This window comes from Methylobacterium sp. UNC300MFChir4.1, from assembly GCF_900110155.1.
Lineage (GTDB): Bacteria > Pseudomonadota > Alphaproteobacteria > Rhizobiales > Beijerinckiaceae > Methylobacterium.
Genome location: NZ_FOCS01000002.1, coordinates 159253 through 174148, shown reverse-complemented (window position 1 = coordinate 174148; position 14896 = coordinate 159253). Strand labels below are relative to the sequence as shown.

14 protein-coding genes are annotated in these 14896 nt (G+C 72.6%); 8 read left to right on the top strand and 6 right to left on the bottom strand.

All coding sequences use genetic code 11. From position 1 onward, the window contains the following. The first annotated feature begins 6 nt into the window (after positions 1–6). Both BMY19_RS04255 and BMY19_RS04250 read left to right on the top strand, forming a co-directional pair. Positions 7–732, top strand: a complete 726-nt coding sequence (locus tag BMY19_RS04255) for an RlmE family RNA methyltransferase (RefSeq protein ID WP_100250946.1) — start codon at positions 7–9, stop codon at positions 730–732. A gap of 11 nt (positions 733–743) precedes the next feature. Then, positions 744–1505 carry a hypothetical protein gene (locus tag BMY19_RS04250; protein ID WP_091978407.1) on the top strand — a complete coding sequence of 254 codons (762 nt, stop codon included), beginning with the start codon at positions 744–746 and terminating at the stop codon, positions 1503–1505. A gap of 69 nt (positions 1506–1574) precedes the next feature. Here the strand turns inward: BMY19_RS04250 and BMY19_RS04245 are convergent, their stop codons facing one another. The 5 genes from BMY19_RS04245 to BMY19_RS04225 form a co-directional block, all read right to left on the bottom strand. After that, positions 1575–2627 (bottom strand): DUF4167 domain-containing protein, encoded by a 1053-nt coding sequence (locus tag BMY19_RS04245; RefSeq protein ID WP_100250945.1) that lies wholly within the window; start codon positions 2625–2627, stop codon positions 1575–1577. Positions 2628–3047: 420 nt separating this feature from the next. Then, complete coding sequence (gene prmC / locus BMY19_RS04240; RefSeq protein ID WP_100250944.1) at positions 3048–3947, bottom strand: peptide chain release factor N(5)-glutamine methyltransferase; 900 nt, start codon at positions 3945–3947, stop codon at positions 3048–3050. Between the two features lie 8 nt (positions 3948–3955). Continuing rightward, positions 3956–5041, bottom strand: coding sequence for a peptide chain release factor 1 (gene prfA, locus BMY19_RS04235; protein WP_056521837.1), 1086 nt, complete (start codon positions 5039–5041; stop codon positions 3956–3958). Positions 5042–5262: 221 nt separating this feature from the next. After that, entirely contained in the window at positions 5263–7524 is a 2262-nt protein-coding gene (gene ptsP / locus BMY19_RS04230) for a phosphoenolpyruvate--protein phosphotransferase (protein ID WP_020091506.1), read from the bottom strand. Between the two features lie 186 nt (positions 7525–7710). Further along, positions 7711–8946, bottom strand: a complete 1236-nt coding sequence (locus BMY19_RS04225) for an aspartate kinase (RefSeq protein WP_056521840.1) — start codon at positions 8944–8946, stop codon at positions 7711–7713. Positions 8947–9172: 226 nt separating this feature from the next. Here BMY19_RS04225 and ubiG point away from each other — a divergent pair, with 226 nt between their 5' ends. From ubiG to BMY19_RS04195, 6 genes are all read left to right on the top strand, one after another. Then, complete coding sequence (gene ubiG / locus BMY19_RS04220) at positions 9173–9934, top strand: bifunctional 2-polyprenyl-6-hydroxyphenol methylase/3-demethylubiquinol 3-O-methyltransferase UbiG (protein WP_100250943.1); 762 nt, start codon at positions 9173–9175, stop codon at positions 9932–9934. A 46-nt stretch (positions 9935–9980) separates the two neighbouring features. Further along, positions 9981–10520 carry a YbhB/YbcL family Raf kinase inhibitor-like protein gene (locus tag BMY19_RS04215; RefSeq protein WP_100250942.1) on the top strand — a complete coding sequence of 180 codons (540 nt, stop codon included), beginning with the start codon at positions 9981–9983 and terminating at the stop codon, positions 10518–10520. Between the two features lie 175 nt (positions 10521–10695). Then, positions 10696–11274 carry a PAS domain-containing protein gene (locus tag BMY19_RS04210; protein ID WP_244534827.1) on the top strand — a complete coding sequence of 193 codons (579 nt, stop codon included), beginning with the start codon at positions 10696–10698 and terminating at the stop codon, positions 11272–11274. Positions 11275–11450: 176 nt separating this feature from the next. Beyond that, positions 11451–11576, top strand: a complete 126-nt coding sequence (gene ykgO, locus BMY19_RS04205; RefSeq protein ID WP_003601867.1) for a type B 50S ribosomal protein L36 — start codon at positions 11451–11453, stop codon at positions 11574–11576. Between the two features lie 138 nt (positions 11577–11714). Then, positions 11715–12326 carry a tetratricopeptide repeat protein gene (locus BMY19_RS04200; RefSeq protein ID WP_100250940.1) on the top strand — a complete coding sequence of 204 codons (612 nt, stop codon included), beginning with the start codon at positions 11715–11717 and terminating at the stop codon, positions 12324–12326. Beyond that, positions 12323–13339: an alpha/beta fold hydrolase gene (locus BMY19_RS04195; RefSeq protein WP_100250939.1), complete on the top strand. Its 1017-nt coding sequence runs from the start codon at positions 12323–12325 to the stop codon at positions 13337–13339. Before BMY19_RS04200 ends, BMY19_RS04195 begins: the two co-directional genes overlap by 4 nt. A 36-nt stretch (positions 13340–13375) precedes the next feature. On the opposite strand, the gene pyk is transcribed toward BMY19_RS04195, so the two are convergent. Beyond that, entirely contained in the window at positions 13376–14812 is a 1437-nt protein-coding gene (gene pyk / locus BMY19_RS04190) for a pyruvate kinase (protein WP_056521857.1), read from the bottom strand. Positions 14813–14896: the final 84 nt, after the last annotated feature.

The following is a 14896-nucleotide window of genomic DNA, read 5'->3' as shown; positions in this document are numbered from 1 at the left end:
GGCGCGATGAGCGATCGGCGCGGCGGCGCGAGTTCCGGCGGCGGTGTCCGGGGCGAACTGAAGCAGCGGGTGAAGACCGGCCGCGGACGGACCCTGTCCCAGAAGCGCTGGCTCGAGCGCCAGCTCAACGATCCCTACGTGGCCCGCGCCAAGCGCGAGGGCTACCGGTCGCGGGCGGCCTACAAGCTCCTGGAGATCGACGAGCGCTACAAGCTCCTGCGGCCCGGCCAGAAGATCGTGGACCTCGGCGCCGCGCCGGGGGGCTGGTCGCAGGTGGCCGCGCGGGTGGTCGGGCCGACGGGCCGCGTCGTGGGCATCGATCTCCTGGAGATCGAGCCGATGGCCGGGGTCGAGTTCATCACCCTGGACTTCCTCGATCCCGAGGCGCCTGACCGGCTGACCGGCATGCTCGGCGGCCCCGCCGACCTCGTCATGTCCGACATGGCCGCCAACGCCACCGGCCACAAGAAGACCGACCACCTGCGGATCATCGGCCTCGCCGAGACGGCGGCGGAGTTCGCCCGCGAGATCCTGGGCCCTGGGGGCGCCTACCTCGCCAAGGTGCTCCAGGGCGGCACCGAGGGCGCGCTGCTCACCGACCTGAAGCGCGACTTCGCCACGGTCCGGCACGTCAAGCCGGCCGCGAGCCGGGCCGATTCGAGCGAGCTCTACGTCCTGGCGACCGGCTACCGGGGCGCGCCGGGCCGGGCGGCGTCCACCGACGAGGGCTGAGCCGCCCGGCGATGCTCCTCGCCTGGGCCCTGTCCGTCCTCAACCCGGCGCCGCTGCCCCTGCGCCGGCTCGGCTATGTCCGCCAGAGCGGCCTGCTCCACGCCCGCTCGCGCCGCTGCCGGGCGGCCTGGGCGCCGCACCTCGCGCGGGCCCGGTCCGTGATCGCGGCGGCGGCCGAAGCGACCCGGCAGCGCCGGCACGCGGTGGTGCTGGGCTCGGGCCTGCTCGACGACGTGCCGCTCGACGCCCTCGCCCGCCTGTTCGACCGGGTCAGTCTCGTGGACGCCGTCCATCCCTGGCCGGCGCGCCTCGCCGCCCGCCGCGTCCCGAACGTCGCGCTGGCGACCGCGGAGATCAGCGCCGGTCTCGCGGGGGCCTGGGCCGACCTCTGCGCGGACGCCGACCTGATCGTCTCGGCGAATCTGCTGACGCAGATCCCGCTCCTCCCGATCGAGGCCCACGAGACCCGGGGCCGCGAGGCCCCCCCGCGACTCGGCGGGCACCTCGTCGAGACCCACCTGGCGGCGCTCGACGCGCTCGCCGGGCGCGTCGAGCGCGTCTGCCTGATCACCGACACGGTGCAGCGCGAGGAGGACCGGGCGGGCCGGACCGTCGACAGCGCCGACCTGTTGTTCGGGATCGCGCTGCCGCCCGCGCCGGAAGCCTGGGACTGGGAGATCGCGCCGTTCGGCGAGATCGGCCGGCGTCGCCGCCTGATCCACCGCATGCACGCCTACCCGGACTGGAAGGCCGCGCGACGGTCGCCTCGCTGAGCCGCAAATGAAGAAGGCCGCCCCGGTTCCCCGGAACGGCCTCGCTTCGACGTTATCCGCGATGTCGGATCACTCGGTCGGCACGTCCGCCGCCGGCGTGGTCGCGCCGCCCTCGTCAGCGGCGCTCTCGAAGCGCGGGCGCCGACGGCGGCGGGGCTTGGCGGCCGGAGCCTCATCGGCCGCCGCCTCGGGCTCGGGAGCGCTCGACGGCTCGACCGCGGGCGCGGGGCGCGCAGGGGCCATCAGGAAGGCCGGCAGGCCCGTGGGCTCCTCGGCCTCCGCGGCGGGCGCGGCCTCGCGGCGGCGCTCGCGGCGCGGCGCGGCCTCGGCGCGGGGGGCCCGCTCCGGGCGAGCCTCGGGACGGGCCTCCTGCCGGGCCTCGGCGCGCGGGGCATCGCCGCGCCCGTTCTCGTAGCGGCCCTGGTCGCCGCGATTGTCCTGACGGTTGTCCGGACGCGCGTCCTGGCGGCCATCCTGCCGATTGTCCGGACGGTCCTGGCGATCCGGCCGGCCCTCGTGCCGCTCCTGGCGGTAGTCCGGACGGCCGTAATCCTGGCGGTCCTGACGATCCTGCCGGTTCTCCTGGCGATAATCCTGACGCTGGTAGTCCTGGCGCTGATAATCCTGACGCGGCTGGTCTTGGCGCCGGTAGTCCTGACGGCCGTTGTTGTCGAACCTGCGCTGGTCGCGGTTCTGGAACCGGTCGCGGCCCTGGCGGCCGTCCTGATTCCCGTCCGGACGGCTCTCGTAGGGCTGCGGCTGCTGGCCGGGATCGTTGTCGTCGTAGCCGTTATAGGCGTGACCGTTCTGCGACCCGCCATTGCCCTGGGCGTCGTCGTCGCCCTCGTCCATGTCGTCGTCGTAGGGACGACTGGCATAGCCACCGGTGTTAGCCGGTCGATTCTGGTCCTGCGCACCGGAGACAATACGGAAGTAGTGCTCGCCGTGCTGAAAGTAGTTTTCGGCGGCGACCGGATCGCCGGCGGCAAGGGCATCCCGCGCGAGCTGCGCGTACTTGTCGGCGATGTGCTGCGCGGTGCCGCGGATTTTGACGTCGGGACCGTTGGATTCGTAGGAGCGCGTCAGCGGATTCGGACCCTTCGGCCGGTTCCGGCCGCGCATCCGTCGATTCTGGTTTGGTCTCATCGGTCTGTTATGACCCTCGTTCACGCAAACGACTGTCTACGGAGGCGCCCAGGCGGATCTCGTGGCGCGAACCGGCCAAGCGCATCCGGCGGCGCCGCGCGTGGGACCGCTCTTCGGTCCGCGCGTCTGCCTGACCACCCCTCGAACCGGGCGCCCGGTGAAGGCCGCCGATCCTCAGTCGATTGTCAGGTTCGAATGTGTCGTCCCGCCGCGCTGGCACCGGCGCGTTCTGGTTCGACGGGTTAGGGGGATCAGCGAACCAATCGGCGACCCATGGTCACCACCGACCTTACAGCCGTCCGTCTTAACGGACGGTTCGCGATCTTCAAGCCGACTCTAGCGTTCCCCGGTTGATGCAACAAGCAATTTTTCGGTGCCGGGATGGTCGACCCAGACTTAGGCATCCCTGTGGCCGGATAAAAGACCCTCCGGCCGGTCGAAACACAGGACTCGGTCATGACCGGCAAGATCGCGGGTCAGCCCGCGCTCGCGATAGCCGGCGGCGCGCGCGAGCTCCGTGACGGCCGCCGCCTGATCGTAGCCGATCTCGAGCACGAGCAGGCCGCCCGGGGCGAGACGCGCGCCCGCGCCGTCCAGGATCCGCCGGTAGGCGTCGAGTCCGTCGGTGCCGCCGTCGAGGGCGGCCTCCGGGTCGTGGCCGCGGACCTCGCGCGCCAGGGACGCGATCACGGCGCGGGCGATGTAGGGCGGATTCGAGACCACGAGGTCGAAGCGGCCGCGCAGGGCGTCGCACCAGTCGCCGGCGACGAAGCGCGCCCGGTCGTCGACGGCGTTCAAGACGGCGTTGTCCCGGGCGACGCGCAGGGCGCCCTCGGAGCGGTCGAGCCCGACGCCGGTGGCCCGCGGCCGTTCGGACAGGAGGGCCGTCAGGATGCAGCCCGTCCCGGTCCCGAGGTCCAGGCAGCGGAGCGGCGCGGCGCGCTCGGGCCGCGCCGCCAGCGCGACCTCGACCAGGATCTCGGTGTCCGGGCGCGGCACGAGCGTGTCGGGGCCCAGCCGGAACGGCAGGCCCCAGAACTCCCAGGCGCCGAGGATGCGGGCGACCGGCTCGCCGGCGAGCCGCCGGGCCAGCGCCGCCGCGAGGGCGGCCGCACCCGCCGCGCCGACGCGGCGATCTCCCTCGATCAGCAGGTCGCGGGTCTCCAGGCCGAGGAGGCCGAGCAGCAGGAACCGGGCGTCGCCCGCCGCCTCGGCGACGCCACCGGCGTGCAGGCGCGCCGTCAGCGCGCGCAGCGCCTCGCGGCGGGTCAGGTCCTGCATCACGTCCGGCGTCACGGCGCGGATCAGGCCATGCCCTCGGCGGCCAGCAATTCCGCCTGGTGCTCGGTGATGAGGGCGTCCACCACCTCGTCGAGGGCGGTCCCGGCCATCACCTCCTCGAGCTTGTAGAGGGTCAGGTTGATCCGGTGGTCGGTCACGCGGCCCTGCGGAAAGTTGTAGGTCCGGATCCGCTCGCTGCGGTCGCCGGAGCCGACCTGCGCCTTGCGGTCGGCCGCCCGGGCCGAATCCTTGGCGCTACGCTCGGCGTCGTAGAGCCGCGCCCGCAGGAGCGCCATGGCACGGGCCCGGTTCTTGTGCTGCGACCGCTCCTCCTGGACGAAGACCACGATGCCGGTCGGCAGGTGCGTGATCCGGATCGCCGATTCCGTCTTGTTGACGTGCTGGCCGCCCGCGCCCTGGGCCCGCATCGTGTCGATCTTCAGGTCCGCGTCGTTGACGTGGATGTCGACCTCCTCGGCCTCCGGGAGCACCGCGACGGTGGCGGCGGAGGTGTGGATCCGGCCCTGCGTCTCGGTGTCGGGCACGCGCTGGACCCGGTGGGCGCCGCTCTCGAACTTGAGGCGGGCGAACACGCCCCGGCCCTTCACCTCGGCCACGACCTCGCGGAAGCCGCCGACCGTGCCCTCGCTCTCGGAGATCACCTCGACCCGCCAGCCCTTCGACTCGGCGTACTTCGCGTACATCCGGAACAGGTCGCCGGCGAACAGCGCGGCCTCGTCGCCGCCGGTCCCGGCGCGGACCTCCAGGATCGCGCTCTTCTCGTCGGCGGCGTCCTTGGGCAGGAGCAGCAGCTGGAGGTCCCGGTGGGCGGCCTCGAGCGCCTCCTGCGCCTCCGGCTTCTCCTCGGCGGCGAGGGCCCGCATCTCCGGATCCGTGCCGGGCTCGTCGATCAGGGCCTCGACGCCCGCGAGGTTCTCCAGGGCGGCGCGGTAGGCGCGGATCGCCGCTACGACCGGGTCGAGGTCGGACAGCTCGCGGGAGAGCTGGACCACCGTCTCGGGATCGATCTCGCCGGAGGCGAGCTGCGCGGTGACGATGTCGTGCCGCGCCAGGATGGCGTCGAGGCGCTCGGTGGGAAAGGGGATCATCGCCCGTGTTTCTGCAGGTCTGCGCGTGCGGTTGCGGGCCGGGCGCGCGTCTCGTCCTGCGGGACGGAGCTGCGTGGCTTGGAGGGTGTAGGACCCGGCAGGACGTCCCCCAAATCCACGCCTCGTCCGTCCGAGAGCGGAAGCCGCGGCGCGTCGACCGAAATCGTCGTGGCGTTGCCGTACAACCCCGGCCGAATGTTCGGCAAGGGTCGCGTTCGCGCTTAGATAGGGATGCCGTGCGCGTGCGCGAAGGCTGTCAGCGCCGGGCGCAGGGAATCGCCGTCGTGCATCCGCGCCATCTCGGCGTCGATCAGCGCCGCGATCGCGGCCGCGTCGAGGCTCAGCACCATCGCCTTGACCGGGCCGATGGCGGCGGGCGACATCGACAGCTGTCGGTAGCCGAGGCCGATCAGCGCCATGGCGTCGAGGGGCCGGCCGCCGATCTCGCCGCACACCGTCACCGGGCAGGAGGCCGCGTTGGCCCGCTCGGCGATCAGGCGGAACGCGCGCAGCGCCGCGACGCTCAGCGGATCGAACCGGTCGGCGACCCGCCGGTTCTCGCGGTCCACCGCGAACAGGAACTGCATCAGGTCGTTCGAGCCGACCGAGAGGAAATCGGCCTCTTTTGCGATCTCGTCGATCTGGAACAGGAGCGAGGGCACCTCGATCATCGCGCCGAGGCGGCAATCTGTCGGGAGCCGGTAGCCGTGGCGCTTGAGGTAGGCCTTCTCGCGCTCGACGATGCCACGGGCGCGCACGAACTCGTCCACCGTGGCGACCATCGGGAACATGATCTTGAGCGGGTCGCCGTCGGCGGCCTTCAGGAGGGCGCGCAGCTGCATGCGCAGCAGCGCCGGCCGGTCGAGGCCGATGCGGATCGCCCGCCAGCCCAGCGCCGGGTTCTCCTCCTCGAGCTTGGCCATGTAGGGCAGGATCTTGTCGCCGCCGATGTCGAGGGTGCGGACCGTGACGGACTTGCCGGCCGAGGCCGCGAAGACCTTGCGGTACAGCTCCTCCTGCTCGGCCGCCGACGGCATGCGCTGCGCCACCATGAACTGCAGTTCGGTGCGGAACAGGCCGACGCCCTCGGCCCCCGTCTCCTGCAGGTGGCTGAAGTCCACCAGCAGGCCGGCGTTGAGGTGCAGGCCGACGCGCACGCCGTCGCGGGTCTGGGCCGGGACGTCGCGCAGCGCCCGGTACTGCTCCTGCCGGCGGGCGCGCAGGCGCACCATTTCGGCGTAGGCGGCCTCGACCTCGGGACCGGGCCGGACATGGATCTCGCCGGCCACGCCGTCGACGATGATCGCGTCGCCGGCGTCGCACAGGGCGGTGGCGTTCTCGACCTCGCCCACAGCCGGGATGCCGAGCGCCCGGGCGACGATGGCGACGTGGCTGGTCGGACCGCCCTCTTCCAGGACGATTCCGCGCAGGGTCGAGGCCTCGTAGTCCAGGAGCGCCGCCGGCCCCATGGTGCGCGCCACCAGGATGGCGTTCTCGGGCAGCACCAGGGCGCCGGCCGCCTCGGGGCCGATCAGCGTGCGCAGGACGCGGTTCGCGAGGTCGTCGAGATCGTGCAGCCGCTCGCGCAGGTACGGATCCGATTGCCGCATCATCCGGGCGCGGTTGTCCGACTGGACCCGCTCGACCGCGGCCTCCGCGGTCAGGCCCGAGCCCACGGCCTCGCGCATCCGGCGGAGCCAGCCCTTGTCGTGGGCGAACATCCGGACGGTCTCGAGCACTTCGCGGGACTCCGCCGTGCCGATCCGGTCGCCGCGCTCCACCAGGGCGTCGATCGCCGAGCGGACCTCCTCGATCGCCGCGTCGAGGCGCGCGACCTCGCGCTCGACGTTCTCGGCGATCAGCGTCTTCACGACGACGCGGGGCTCGTGCAGCACCACGTAGCCGAGGCCGATCCCGTCCGCGAGGGCGATGCCCCGGGCCAGGACCGGGCGGCGGGCCGCGGTGCCGGCGTCCGGCGCGAGCCCCTCCAGCTCGCCCGACGCGATCATCTCCGAGAGCACCATGGCGGTGGTCTGGAGCGCCTCGATCTCCTCCTCGGAGTAGACGCGGTAGGTCTTGTTCTGGACCGTCAGGACGCCGAGCGTGTTGCCGGCGCGCAGCAGCGGCACGCCCAGGAAGGCGTGGTAGGCCTCCTCGCCCGTCTCAGGCCGGTACGAGAAGGCCGGGTGGTTCTGGGCGTCCGAGAGCGAGAGCGGCTCCGCCGTGCGCGCGATGAGGCCGACGAGGCCCTCGTCGGTGCGCATGCGGGTCTGGTGCACCGCCTCGCGGTTCAGACCTTCCGTGGCGAACAGCTCGAGGGTGTTGTCGTCGCGCAGCACGTAGACCGAGCAGACCTCGGCCACCACGTTGGCGGCGATCAGGACGACGATGCGGTCGAGGCGCGCCTGGGGGCTGACCGGCTCCGCCATCGCTTCGCGGAGGCGGCGCAGCAGCAGGCGCGGGCCTCCGGGCGCAGCGGGCATCGGTTCGTCGTTCCAGCGTCGGTGAGCGGCCTTGGCGTCGACCACCCTGCAACCTTGGCGCCAGACCCGGGACGGCCGGCGCCGGATGGACCGGGTCGCTGGTCCCAGAGGCGTTCTGGGATCGGCGGATCGGCCCGTGACTGTTCAGTTCACACCACGCGCCCCGCTCGAACCCGCGTCCCAGGCTCAGGCCTGATCCAGGCCGTATAGCGAGTGAAGCGTGCGCACGGCAAGCTCCGTATAGGCGGCGTCGATCAGCACGGAGAACTTGATCTCCGAGGTGGTGATCGCGCGGATGTTGATGCCCTTCTCGGCGAGCGCCCGGAAGGCCTTGGCGGCGACGCCCGCGTGGCTGCGCATGCCGACGCCGATCGCCGACACCTTCACCACGTCGGTGGCGCCCTCGATCTGCGCGTAGCCGATCTGCGCGCGGGCCTCGTCGAGGATCTTCCGGGCACGCTCGTACTCGGCGGACGGCACCGTGAAGGTCATGTCGGTGGTCGACTGGTCGCCCGACACGGTCTGGATGATCATGTCCACGTTGATGTTGGCATCCGCCAGCGGCCCGAAGATCGCGGCGGCGACGCCCGGGCTGTCCTTGACCTTGCGCAGGGTGATCTGCGCCTCGTCCCGGGAGAAGGCGATCCCGGTGATGATCTGCTGTTCCACGATGTCGTCCTCGTCGCAGATGAGGGTGCCCGGGCGCGCGGCGTCCGGCGGATCGAAGGAGGACCGGACCGTGGTCGGCACCCGGTGGACCATGGCGAGCTCCACCGAGCGGACCTGCAGCACCTTGGCGCCCAGCGAGGCCATCTCCAGCATCTCCTCGAAGGTGACCCGCTCCATGCGACGGGCCTTCGGGACGATGCGCGGATCGGTGGTGTAGACGCCGTCGACGTCCGTGTAGATGTCGCAGCGCTCGGCCCCGATCGCGGCCGCCACGGCCACCGCGGAGGTGTCGGAGCCGCCGCGGCCGAGCGTCGTCACCCGGCCGGTCTCGTCGTGGACGCCCTGGAAGCCGGCGATGACCGCGACCTCGCCCTTGGCGAAGCCCGCCTCGAGATTCTTCGGGTCGATGTCGGCGATGCGGGCCGAGCCGTGCGCGTCCGACGTCACGACCGGGATCTGCCAGCCCTGCCAGGAACGGGCCTTGAGCCCGTCCTTCTGCAGGGCGATCGCCAGGAGGCCGGCGGTGACGAGCTCGCCGGACGCCACGACGGCGTCGTACTCGCGCGGATCGTAAATCGGGTTCGCGTCCTTGACCCAGTCGACCAGTTCGTTGGTCTTGCCCGACATGGCGGACACGATCACGGCGACGTCGTAACCGGCCGCCACCTCGCGGGCGACGTGGCGCGCCACGTTGCGGATGCGGTCGACGTTGGCGACGGAGGTGCCGCCGAATTTCATCACCAGACGGGGCATGGTCTCTCGGTCGCGGGTTCCCGGTGGCGATTGGACGGGCCGCTGCAGCCCCGTCCGGACGGTGCCCGGCGGGTACAAGCGGCTCGTAGGAGTGTCAACAACCGGCCAAGCATGGCGCCCGCGCGCCGCGGCGACTTCCGGGCGATCGCCGTGCTAGAGCGCGGGCACGACGCGGCCACGACGCCGCGCGGCGGATCCCACCCGCCGGCATGAGGACGGAACACGCATGGACAGGTCAGCCACGGACCGGGTCACGGAAGGGTTCGTCGACCGCGGCGAGGTCGCGCGCTTCGACGCGCTCGCCGCCACGTGGTGGGACGAGACCGGTCCGATGCGGGTCCTGCACCGGTTCAACCCGGTGCGGCTCGCCTACATCCGCGACGCCCTCTGCCGGCGGTTCGGTCGCGATCCGAAGGCCCCCTTCCCCCTCGACGGGCTGACGATCTGCGACGTCGGCTGCGGCGGCGGCGTCCTCTCGGAGCCGCTGGCCCGGCTCGGCGCCCGGGTGACCGGCCTCGACCCGGCCGAGCAGAACGTCGCGGTGGCCCGGGCCCACGCCGAGTCGGCCGGGGTGCCGGTGGATTACCGCGGACAGACCATCGAGGCGGTGGTCGCCGGCGGCGAGACCTTCGACGCGGTGCTGATCATGGAGGTCGTCGAGCACGTCTCCGACATGCCGGCCTTCGTGCGGACCGCCTGCGCGGCGGTGAAGCCCGGCGGAATGCTGTTCGGAGCCACCCTCAACCGCACGCTGCGCTCCTTCGCGCTCGCCATCGTCGGGGCCGAGTACGTGCTCGGCTGGCTGCCGCGCGGCACGCACGACTGGGAGAAGTTCGTGACGCCGGACGAGCTCGCCCGCGCGATCCGGGCCGGCGGCCTCGACGTCACCGACACGGTCGGCGTCGTCTACAACCCGCTGACGGACGGGTGGCGCACCAGCCGCGACAAGGCGGTGAACTACATGGTCGCGGCCGAGCGGTCGGCGTGAACGGGTCGCGTCCTCCGCCGTTGCCATCGCGGCGGAGGACGCGGCGATGCTCGAGAATATTCCCGGTGTGCTCGGCGAGGCGCTGTCGGGGCTGAAGGCGGGCCTGGAGAAGACGACGTCCCGCGCGGACTTCCCCGACGTGCCCGAGACCGTGACGCTGTCGAGCCCGGCCTTCGCCGACGGCGCGGGCGTGTCGCCGCCCCTCGCCTGGAGCGGGCTGCCGGCGGGCACCGCCGCCCTCGTCCTCCTCGTGGAGGATGCGGGCAGCCCGACGCCCCGGCCGCTGGTCCATCTCATCGCCTGGTCGGTCCCGCCGGAGCCCGCCGGCCTGCCGGAGGGCGCGCTGCCGGGGCCCGGCCACGCGGGCACCGTGGCGGCCGTGGGCCGGAACAGCTTCCTGCGCGCGGAGTGGCTGCCGCCGGACCCGCCCACCGGCCACGGGCCTCACCCGTACCTCTTCCAGATCTACGCGCTGCGGCAGCCCCTCGCCCTCGCCGAGGCGCCGGGCCGCGGCGCGCTGATCGAGGCCATGCGCAATCAGGTCCTCGCGAAGGGGATATTGACCGGCGTTTACCATCGTCCCTGATCCGGCCGATACCGGTGCGATACAGCTCAGCCCTGCAGAACTCGCGCGTTGTGCCGCATTCGTGATCTCAGTATTGTGTCGACCAACGAAGCGGTCTGGGCAGACCGCCTGAAAATGGCTGGAGATCGAGCCTGTGGGCGTCGGCGTGCGCACGAAGCGGCGGGGCGGCAGCAGTGTGGCGCGCGCGCTCGCTGTGTCGGATGTCGGGACTTGGACCTGGCACATCGCCGACGATGTTCTGCGGTGCGACCCCGTCGCCGCGACGATGCTGGGCCTGCCCAGGACGAGAAGCGGCAGCGGCACGACCTTCGGAAGCTTCCTGGACCGCATCCACCCGGAGGATCAGCGTCGGATCGCGTCGACCCTCGATGACCTCCGCCGGCAGGGCGGCCTGTACATCGCGCAGTACCGGACCGTCCCGGAGCCGGGCGAGGTCCGGTGGATCCTCGCGCGCGGCCGCTTCATCCTCGACGCGCAGGGCGGCGTCAGCGAGGCCCACGGGGTCGTCATCGACGTGACCGAGTGCGGCCGCGACGGCTTCCTCGACGAATCCGCCTTCTGCGCGACCGACGTGGCGGCCGGCGGCATCGACCGGGTCGCCGAAATGGCTTTGGCCCTCTACAACGCCGCCGAGGACGGCCTGCCCCAGCCGGGGTTCGAGCGCCTGAAGCCGCTGCTCGACGTGCTGCTCCACGAGATCGGCCGGCAGCTCGTGCTGGCACCGGCGGTGCCGGATCTCGACAGGGTTCACTGAGCCGCCCCCCTCCGCTCGATGCCTGTCGCGCCTTGCCTTCCGGGGGCGAATCCTGATATGGCCGCGCCATCCCGCGATGCGTGAGCCGTGATCGCCGGACGCGACCCCGCGTCCAGCCTCGTGACCACGTTCCCGACACCCTACACAACGGACGGCCCTCCGGGCTCGAGAGACCCATGAAGATCCGCAACTCCCTCAAGTCCCTGCGTGGCCGCCACCGCGACAACCAGCTCGTGCGCCGCAAGGGCCGGGTCTACGTGATCAACAAGACCCAGAAGCGCTTCAAGGCCCGCCAGGGCTGAGGCCGCTCCGCCCGGTCAGGCCGGGTCGGACGACGATCGACGTTGGGACGGCCGTACCCGAAGGGGCGCGGCCGTTTCCGCATGCGCGCGGCACCGCGGCACGTTGACGGATCCCGGGCCGGCGCACAGTCTGGCCGCATGACGCCGACCCGCCTCCTCGCCGCCCTGGTCTGCCTGTCGGCCCTCGCCCTGGACATCCCGGCGGCGCGGGCGGCCCCGGAGGTCGGGCGTTCCGGCCGCGCCGCCCCCGAGGGGAAGCCGGCGCCCAAGCCGCCGAGCCTCGACGACCTGTTCGCCCGCCTGCGCGCCAGCGAGGACCCGGCCGAGGCCAAGGGCATCGCCCGGCTGATCGAGCGGCGCATGGCCGGGTCAGGCAGCCCGACCGCCGACCTCCTCACCGACCGCGCCCGTCAGGCGGTCACCGCACACGACTTCCCCCTGGCGGCCGAGTTGATGGACCGCGTCACCGCCCTCGAGCCGAACTGGTCGGAGGGCTGGAACCGGCGCGCGACGGTGTTCTGGCTCCTGTCCGACAAGGACGACGCCTTGGCGGACCTGCAGCGGGCCCTGGTGCTGGAGCCGCGCCACTTCGAGGCCTGGGCCGCGATGGGCCGGATCTACGAATCGCTCGACGACAAGGCGCGGGCGCTCGCCGCCTTCCGGCGGGCGCGGTCGCTCTACCCGCAGATGGAGAAGATCGGCGAGGCGATCAACCGTCTCACTCCGGAGGTCGACGGCCGCGACCTGTGAGCCGGGTGACCGCCGTCCTCCTCACCCTCCTGGCCCTGCCCCTTGCCCTCGCCGGGCTCGTCCTCGCGGCCGGCGCGCTGGCGACGCTGTTCATTACCCTGCGGGTCGGCGCAGCCAACCCGCCGGCCGGCCCGTTCGTGGCGGTGACCGGCGGCCGGCTCGCGACCCTGCAGGACGGACCGGCCGACGGGCCGCCCGTCGTGCTCCTGCACGGCGCCTCGGCCAACGCGTCGGATCCCATGGAGGGGATCGGCCGCCGGCTCGCGGCGCGGGGTTTCCGGGTCATCGCCTTCGACCGGCCGGGCTTCGGCTGGAGCGACCGGATCGGCGGCGGCGACACCGCGCCCCCCGCGGCGCAGGCCGCCCTGATCGCCGAGGCGCTGGAACGGATGGGTGTCGGCCCGGCGCTCGTCTTCGGCCATTCCTGGGCCGGCGCCCTCGCCCTGGCCCTCGCCCTGGGCCACCCGGACAGGGTCTCTGCCCTCGCCCTCGCGGCGCCGGTGGCGATGCCCATGCCGGACCGGATTCCCGATCTGCCGTGGTACTGGCGGCTCGCCGTGACCCCGCCGGTGGCGTGGCTGCTCAGCCGGACGGTCGGGCCGCCCATCGCAAGACACTTCCTGCCCGAGGCGGCGCGCCGGGTCTTCCAGCCGCAACCGCCGCGGGCGGATTACCCGGACTTGGCGCGGTCGGACCTGGTCCTGCGGCCCGGAACGCTCCTCGCCAACGTCCAGGACCTGCTCGGCCTGCCGCGCGCCCTCGCGGCGCAGAGCCCGCGCTACGGCGCGATCCGCGTGCCCACCCTGGTGATCTCCGGCGAGGCGGACCCGATCGTCCGCGCCGACACGCAGGCGGTGCCGCTGGCCCGCGCGATCCCCGGCGCACGGCTGGTGCTGCTGCCGGGCATCGGCCACATGCTCCAGTACGTCGCCGCCGATCGGGTCACCGAGGAGGTGGCCCGACTCGCCGGCGCGACGGGCGCGGCCGGTCCGGAGCCGGCCGTCGCGCACTGACGCGCCGGCCGGTCCCGCTCTCCTATCCGGGTGCGGTCACGCCTTCTCGGCGTGCTCGCGGGTGATGAAGGTCAGCCGCACGAGGTTGGTGGCGCCCGGCGTGCCGAACGGCAGGCCGGCCACGACGATCACCCGGTCCCCCACGGCGGCGAACTTCTCGCGCACCGCGAACTTGGCGGCGCGGAACGACATGTCGTCCACGTCGCTCGCGTCCTTGGTGACGATCGGGTGCGTGCCCCAGGCCAGGGCGAGGCGGCGGGCGGTCTCGCGCCGCGGCGTCAGCGCGATCACGGTGGCGTTCGGGCGCTCGCGCGACAGGCGCAGGGCCGTCGAGCCGGAATTGGTCCAGGCCATGATCGCGTCGAGGCTCAGCGCGTCGACCATCTGGTGCGCCGCCGCCGCGATGGCGTCGGCGGCCGTCTCGTCGGGAGTCGCGCTCTGCGCCCGGATGATCGACCAGTAGATCGCGTCCCGCTCCACCTGCTCGGCGATGCGGTTCATGGTCTCCACGGCCCCGATCGGGTGGGCGCCCGAGGCGCTCTCCGCGGAGAGCATCACGGCGTCCGCCCCTTCGTAGACCGCCGTGGCGACGTCGGAGACCTCGGCCCGGGTCGGCACCGGCGCGGTGATCATCGATTCGAGCATCTGGGTGGCGACGACCACCGGCTTGCCGTAGCGTCGGGCGCCGCGGGTGATGCGCTTCTGCACGCCCGGCACCTGCTCCAGGGGCATCTCCACGCCGAGGTCGCCGCGGGCGACCATCAGCCCGTCGGAGATCTCGATGATCTCGTCGAGGCGCGCCAGCGCCTGCGGCTTCTCGATCTTGGCCATCACTAGGGCGCGGCCGGCGCAGACCTTCTTCACCTCGGCCACGTCCTCGGGCCGCTGGACGAACGATACGGCGATCCAGTCGGCGCCGGCGTTCAGGCCGGCATCGAGGTCGGCCCGGTCCTTGTCGGTCATCGCCGGCACCGGGATCACGGTGTGCGGCAGGGACACGCCCTTCCGGTTCGAGATCCGGCCGCCGACCTCGACGCGGGTCACGGCCCGGTTGTGCGCCGTCTCGAGCACGGTCAGCCGCAGCTTGCCGTCGTCGACCAGGATGGCGTGGCCCGGCTCCAGCGCCTCGAGGATCTCCGGATGCGGCAGGTGGCAGCGCGCGGCGTCGCCGGGGGTCGGGTCGCCGTCGAGCACGAAGGTGGCACCGGCCTCGATCATCGCGGCGCCCTCCGCGAAGGTGCCGAGCCGCAGCTTGGGTCCCTGCAGGTCGACCAGGATGCCGATCGGCCGCTTGGCCTCGCGCTCGATGGTGCGGATCGCCTCCACCTTCTCGGGCAGCTTCTCGCGCGGGAGGTGGCTCATATTGAGCCGGAATACGTCGACGCCCGCGCGGAACAGCCGCTCGATCATCTCCGGCGAATCGGAGGCCGGACCGAGGGTGGCGACGATCTTCGTGCGGCGGGACCGTTTCAAGCGTATTTCCTCCGTGTTCTCGTTGCCGCGCGGCGTCGAGCGCCGGCGGTTGAAAGATCTGGCTCAGGGAGCGCAGATCGGCTG

Bases quoted from the DNA above. Each gene is read 5' to 3' on its own strand.
- BMY19_RS04255 (WP_100250946.1), top strand. From the start codon at position 7: ATGAGCGATCGGCGCGGCGGCGCGAGTTCCGGCGGCGGTGTCCGGGGC.
- BMY19_RS04250 (WP_091978407.1), top strand. From the start codon at position 744: ATGCTCCTCGCCTGGGCCCTGTCCGTCCTCAACCCGGCGCCGCTGCCC.
- BMY19_RS04245 (WP_100250945.1), bottom strand. From the start codon at position 2,627: ATGCGCGGCCGGAACCGGCCGAAGGGTCCGAATCCGCTGACGCGCTCC.
- prfA (WP_056521837.1), bottom strand. From the start codon at position 5,041: ATGATCCCCTTTCCCACCGAGCGCCTCGACGCCATCCTGGCGCGGCAC.
- ptsP (WP_020091506.1), bottom strand. From the start codon at position 7,524: ATGCCCGCTGCGCCCGGAGGCCCGCGCCTGCTGCTGCGCCGCCTCCGC.
- BMY19_RS04225 (WP_056521840.1), bottom strand. From the start codon at position 8,946: ATGCCCCGTCTGGTGATGAAATTCGGCGGCACCTCCGTCGCCAACGTC.
- ubiG (WP_100250943.1), top strand. From the start codon at position 9,173: ATGGACAGGTCAGCCACGGACCGGGTCACGGAAGGGTTCGTCGACCGC.
- BMY19_RS04215 (WP_100250942.1), top strand. From the start codon at position 9,981: ATGCTCGAGAATATTCCCGGTGTGCTCGGCGAGGCGCTGTCGGGGCTG.
- ykgO (WP_003601867.1), top strand. From the start codon at position 11,451: ATGAAGATCCGCAACTCCCTCAAGTCCCTGCGTGGCCGCCACCGCGAC.
- BMY19_RS04200 (WP_100250940.1), top strand. From the start codon at position 11,715: ATGACGCCGACCCGCCTCCTCGCCGCCCTGGTCTGCCTGTCGGCCCTC.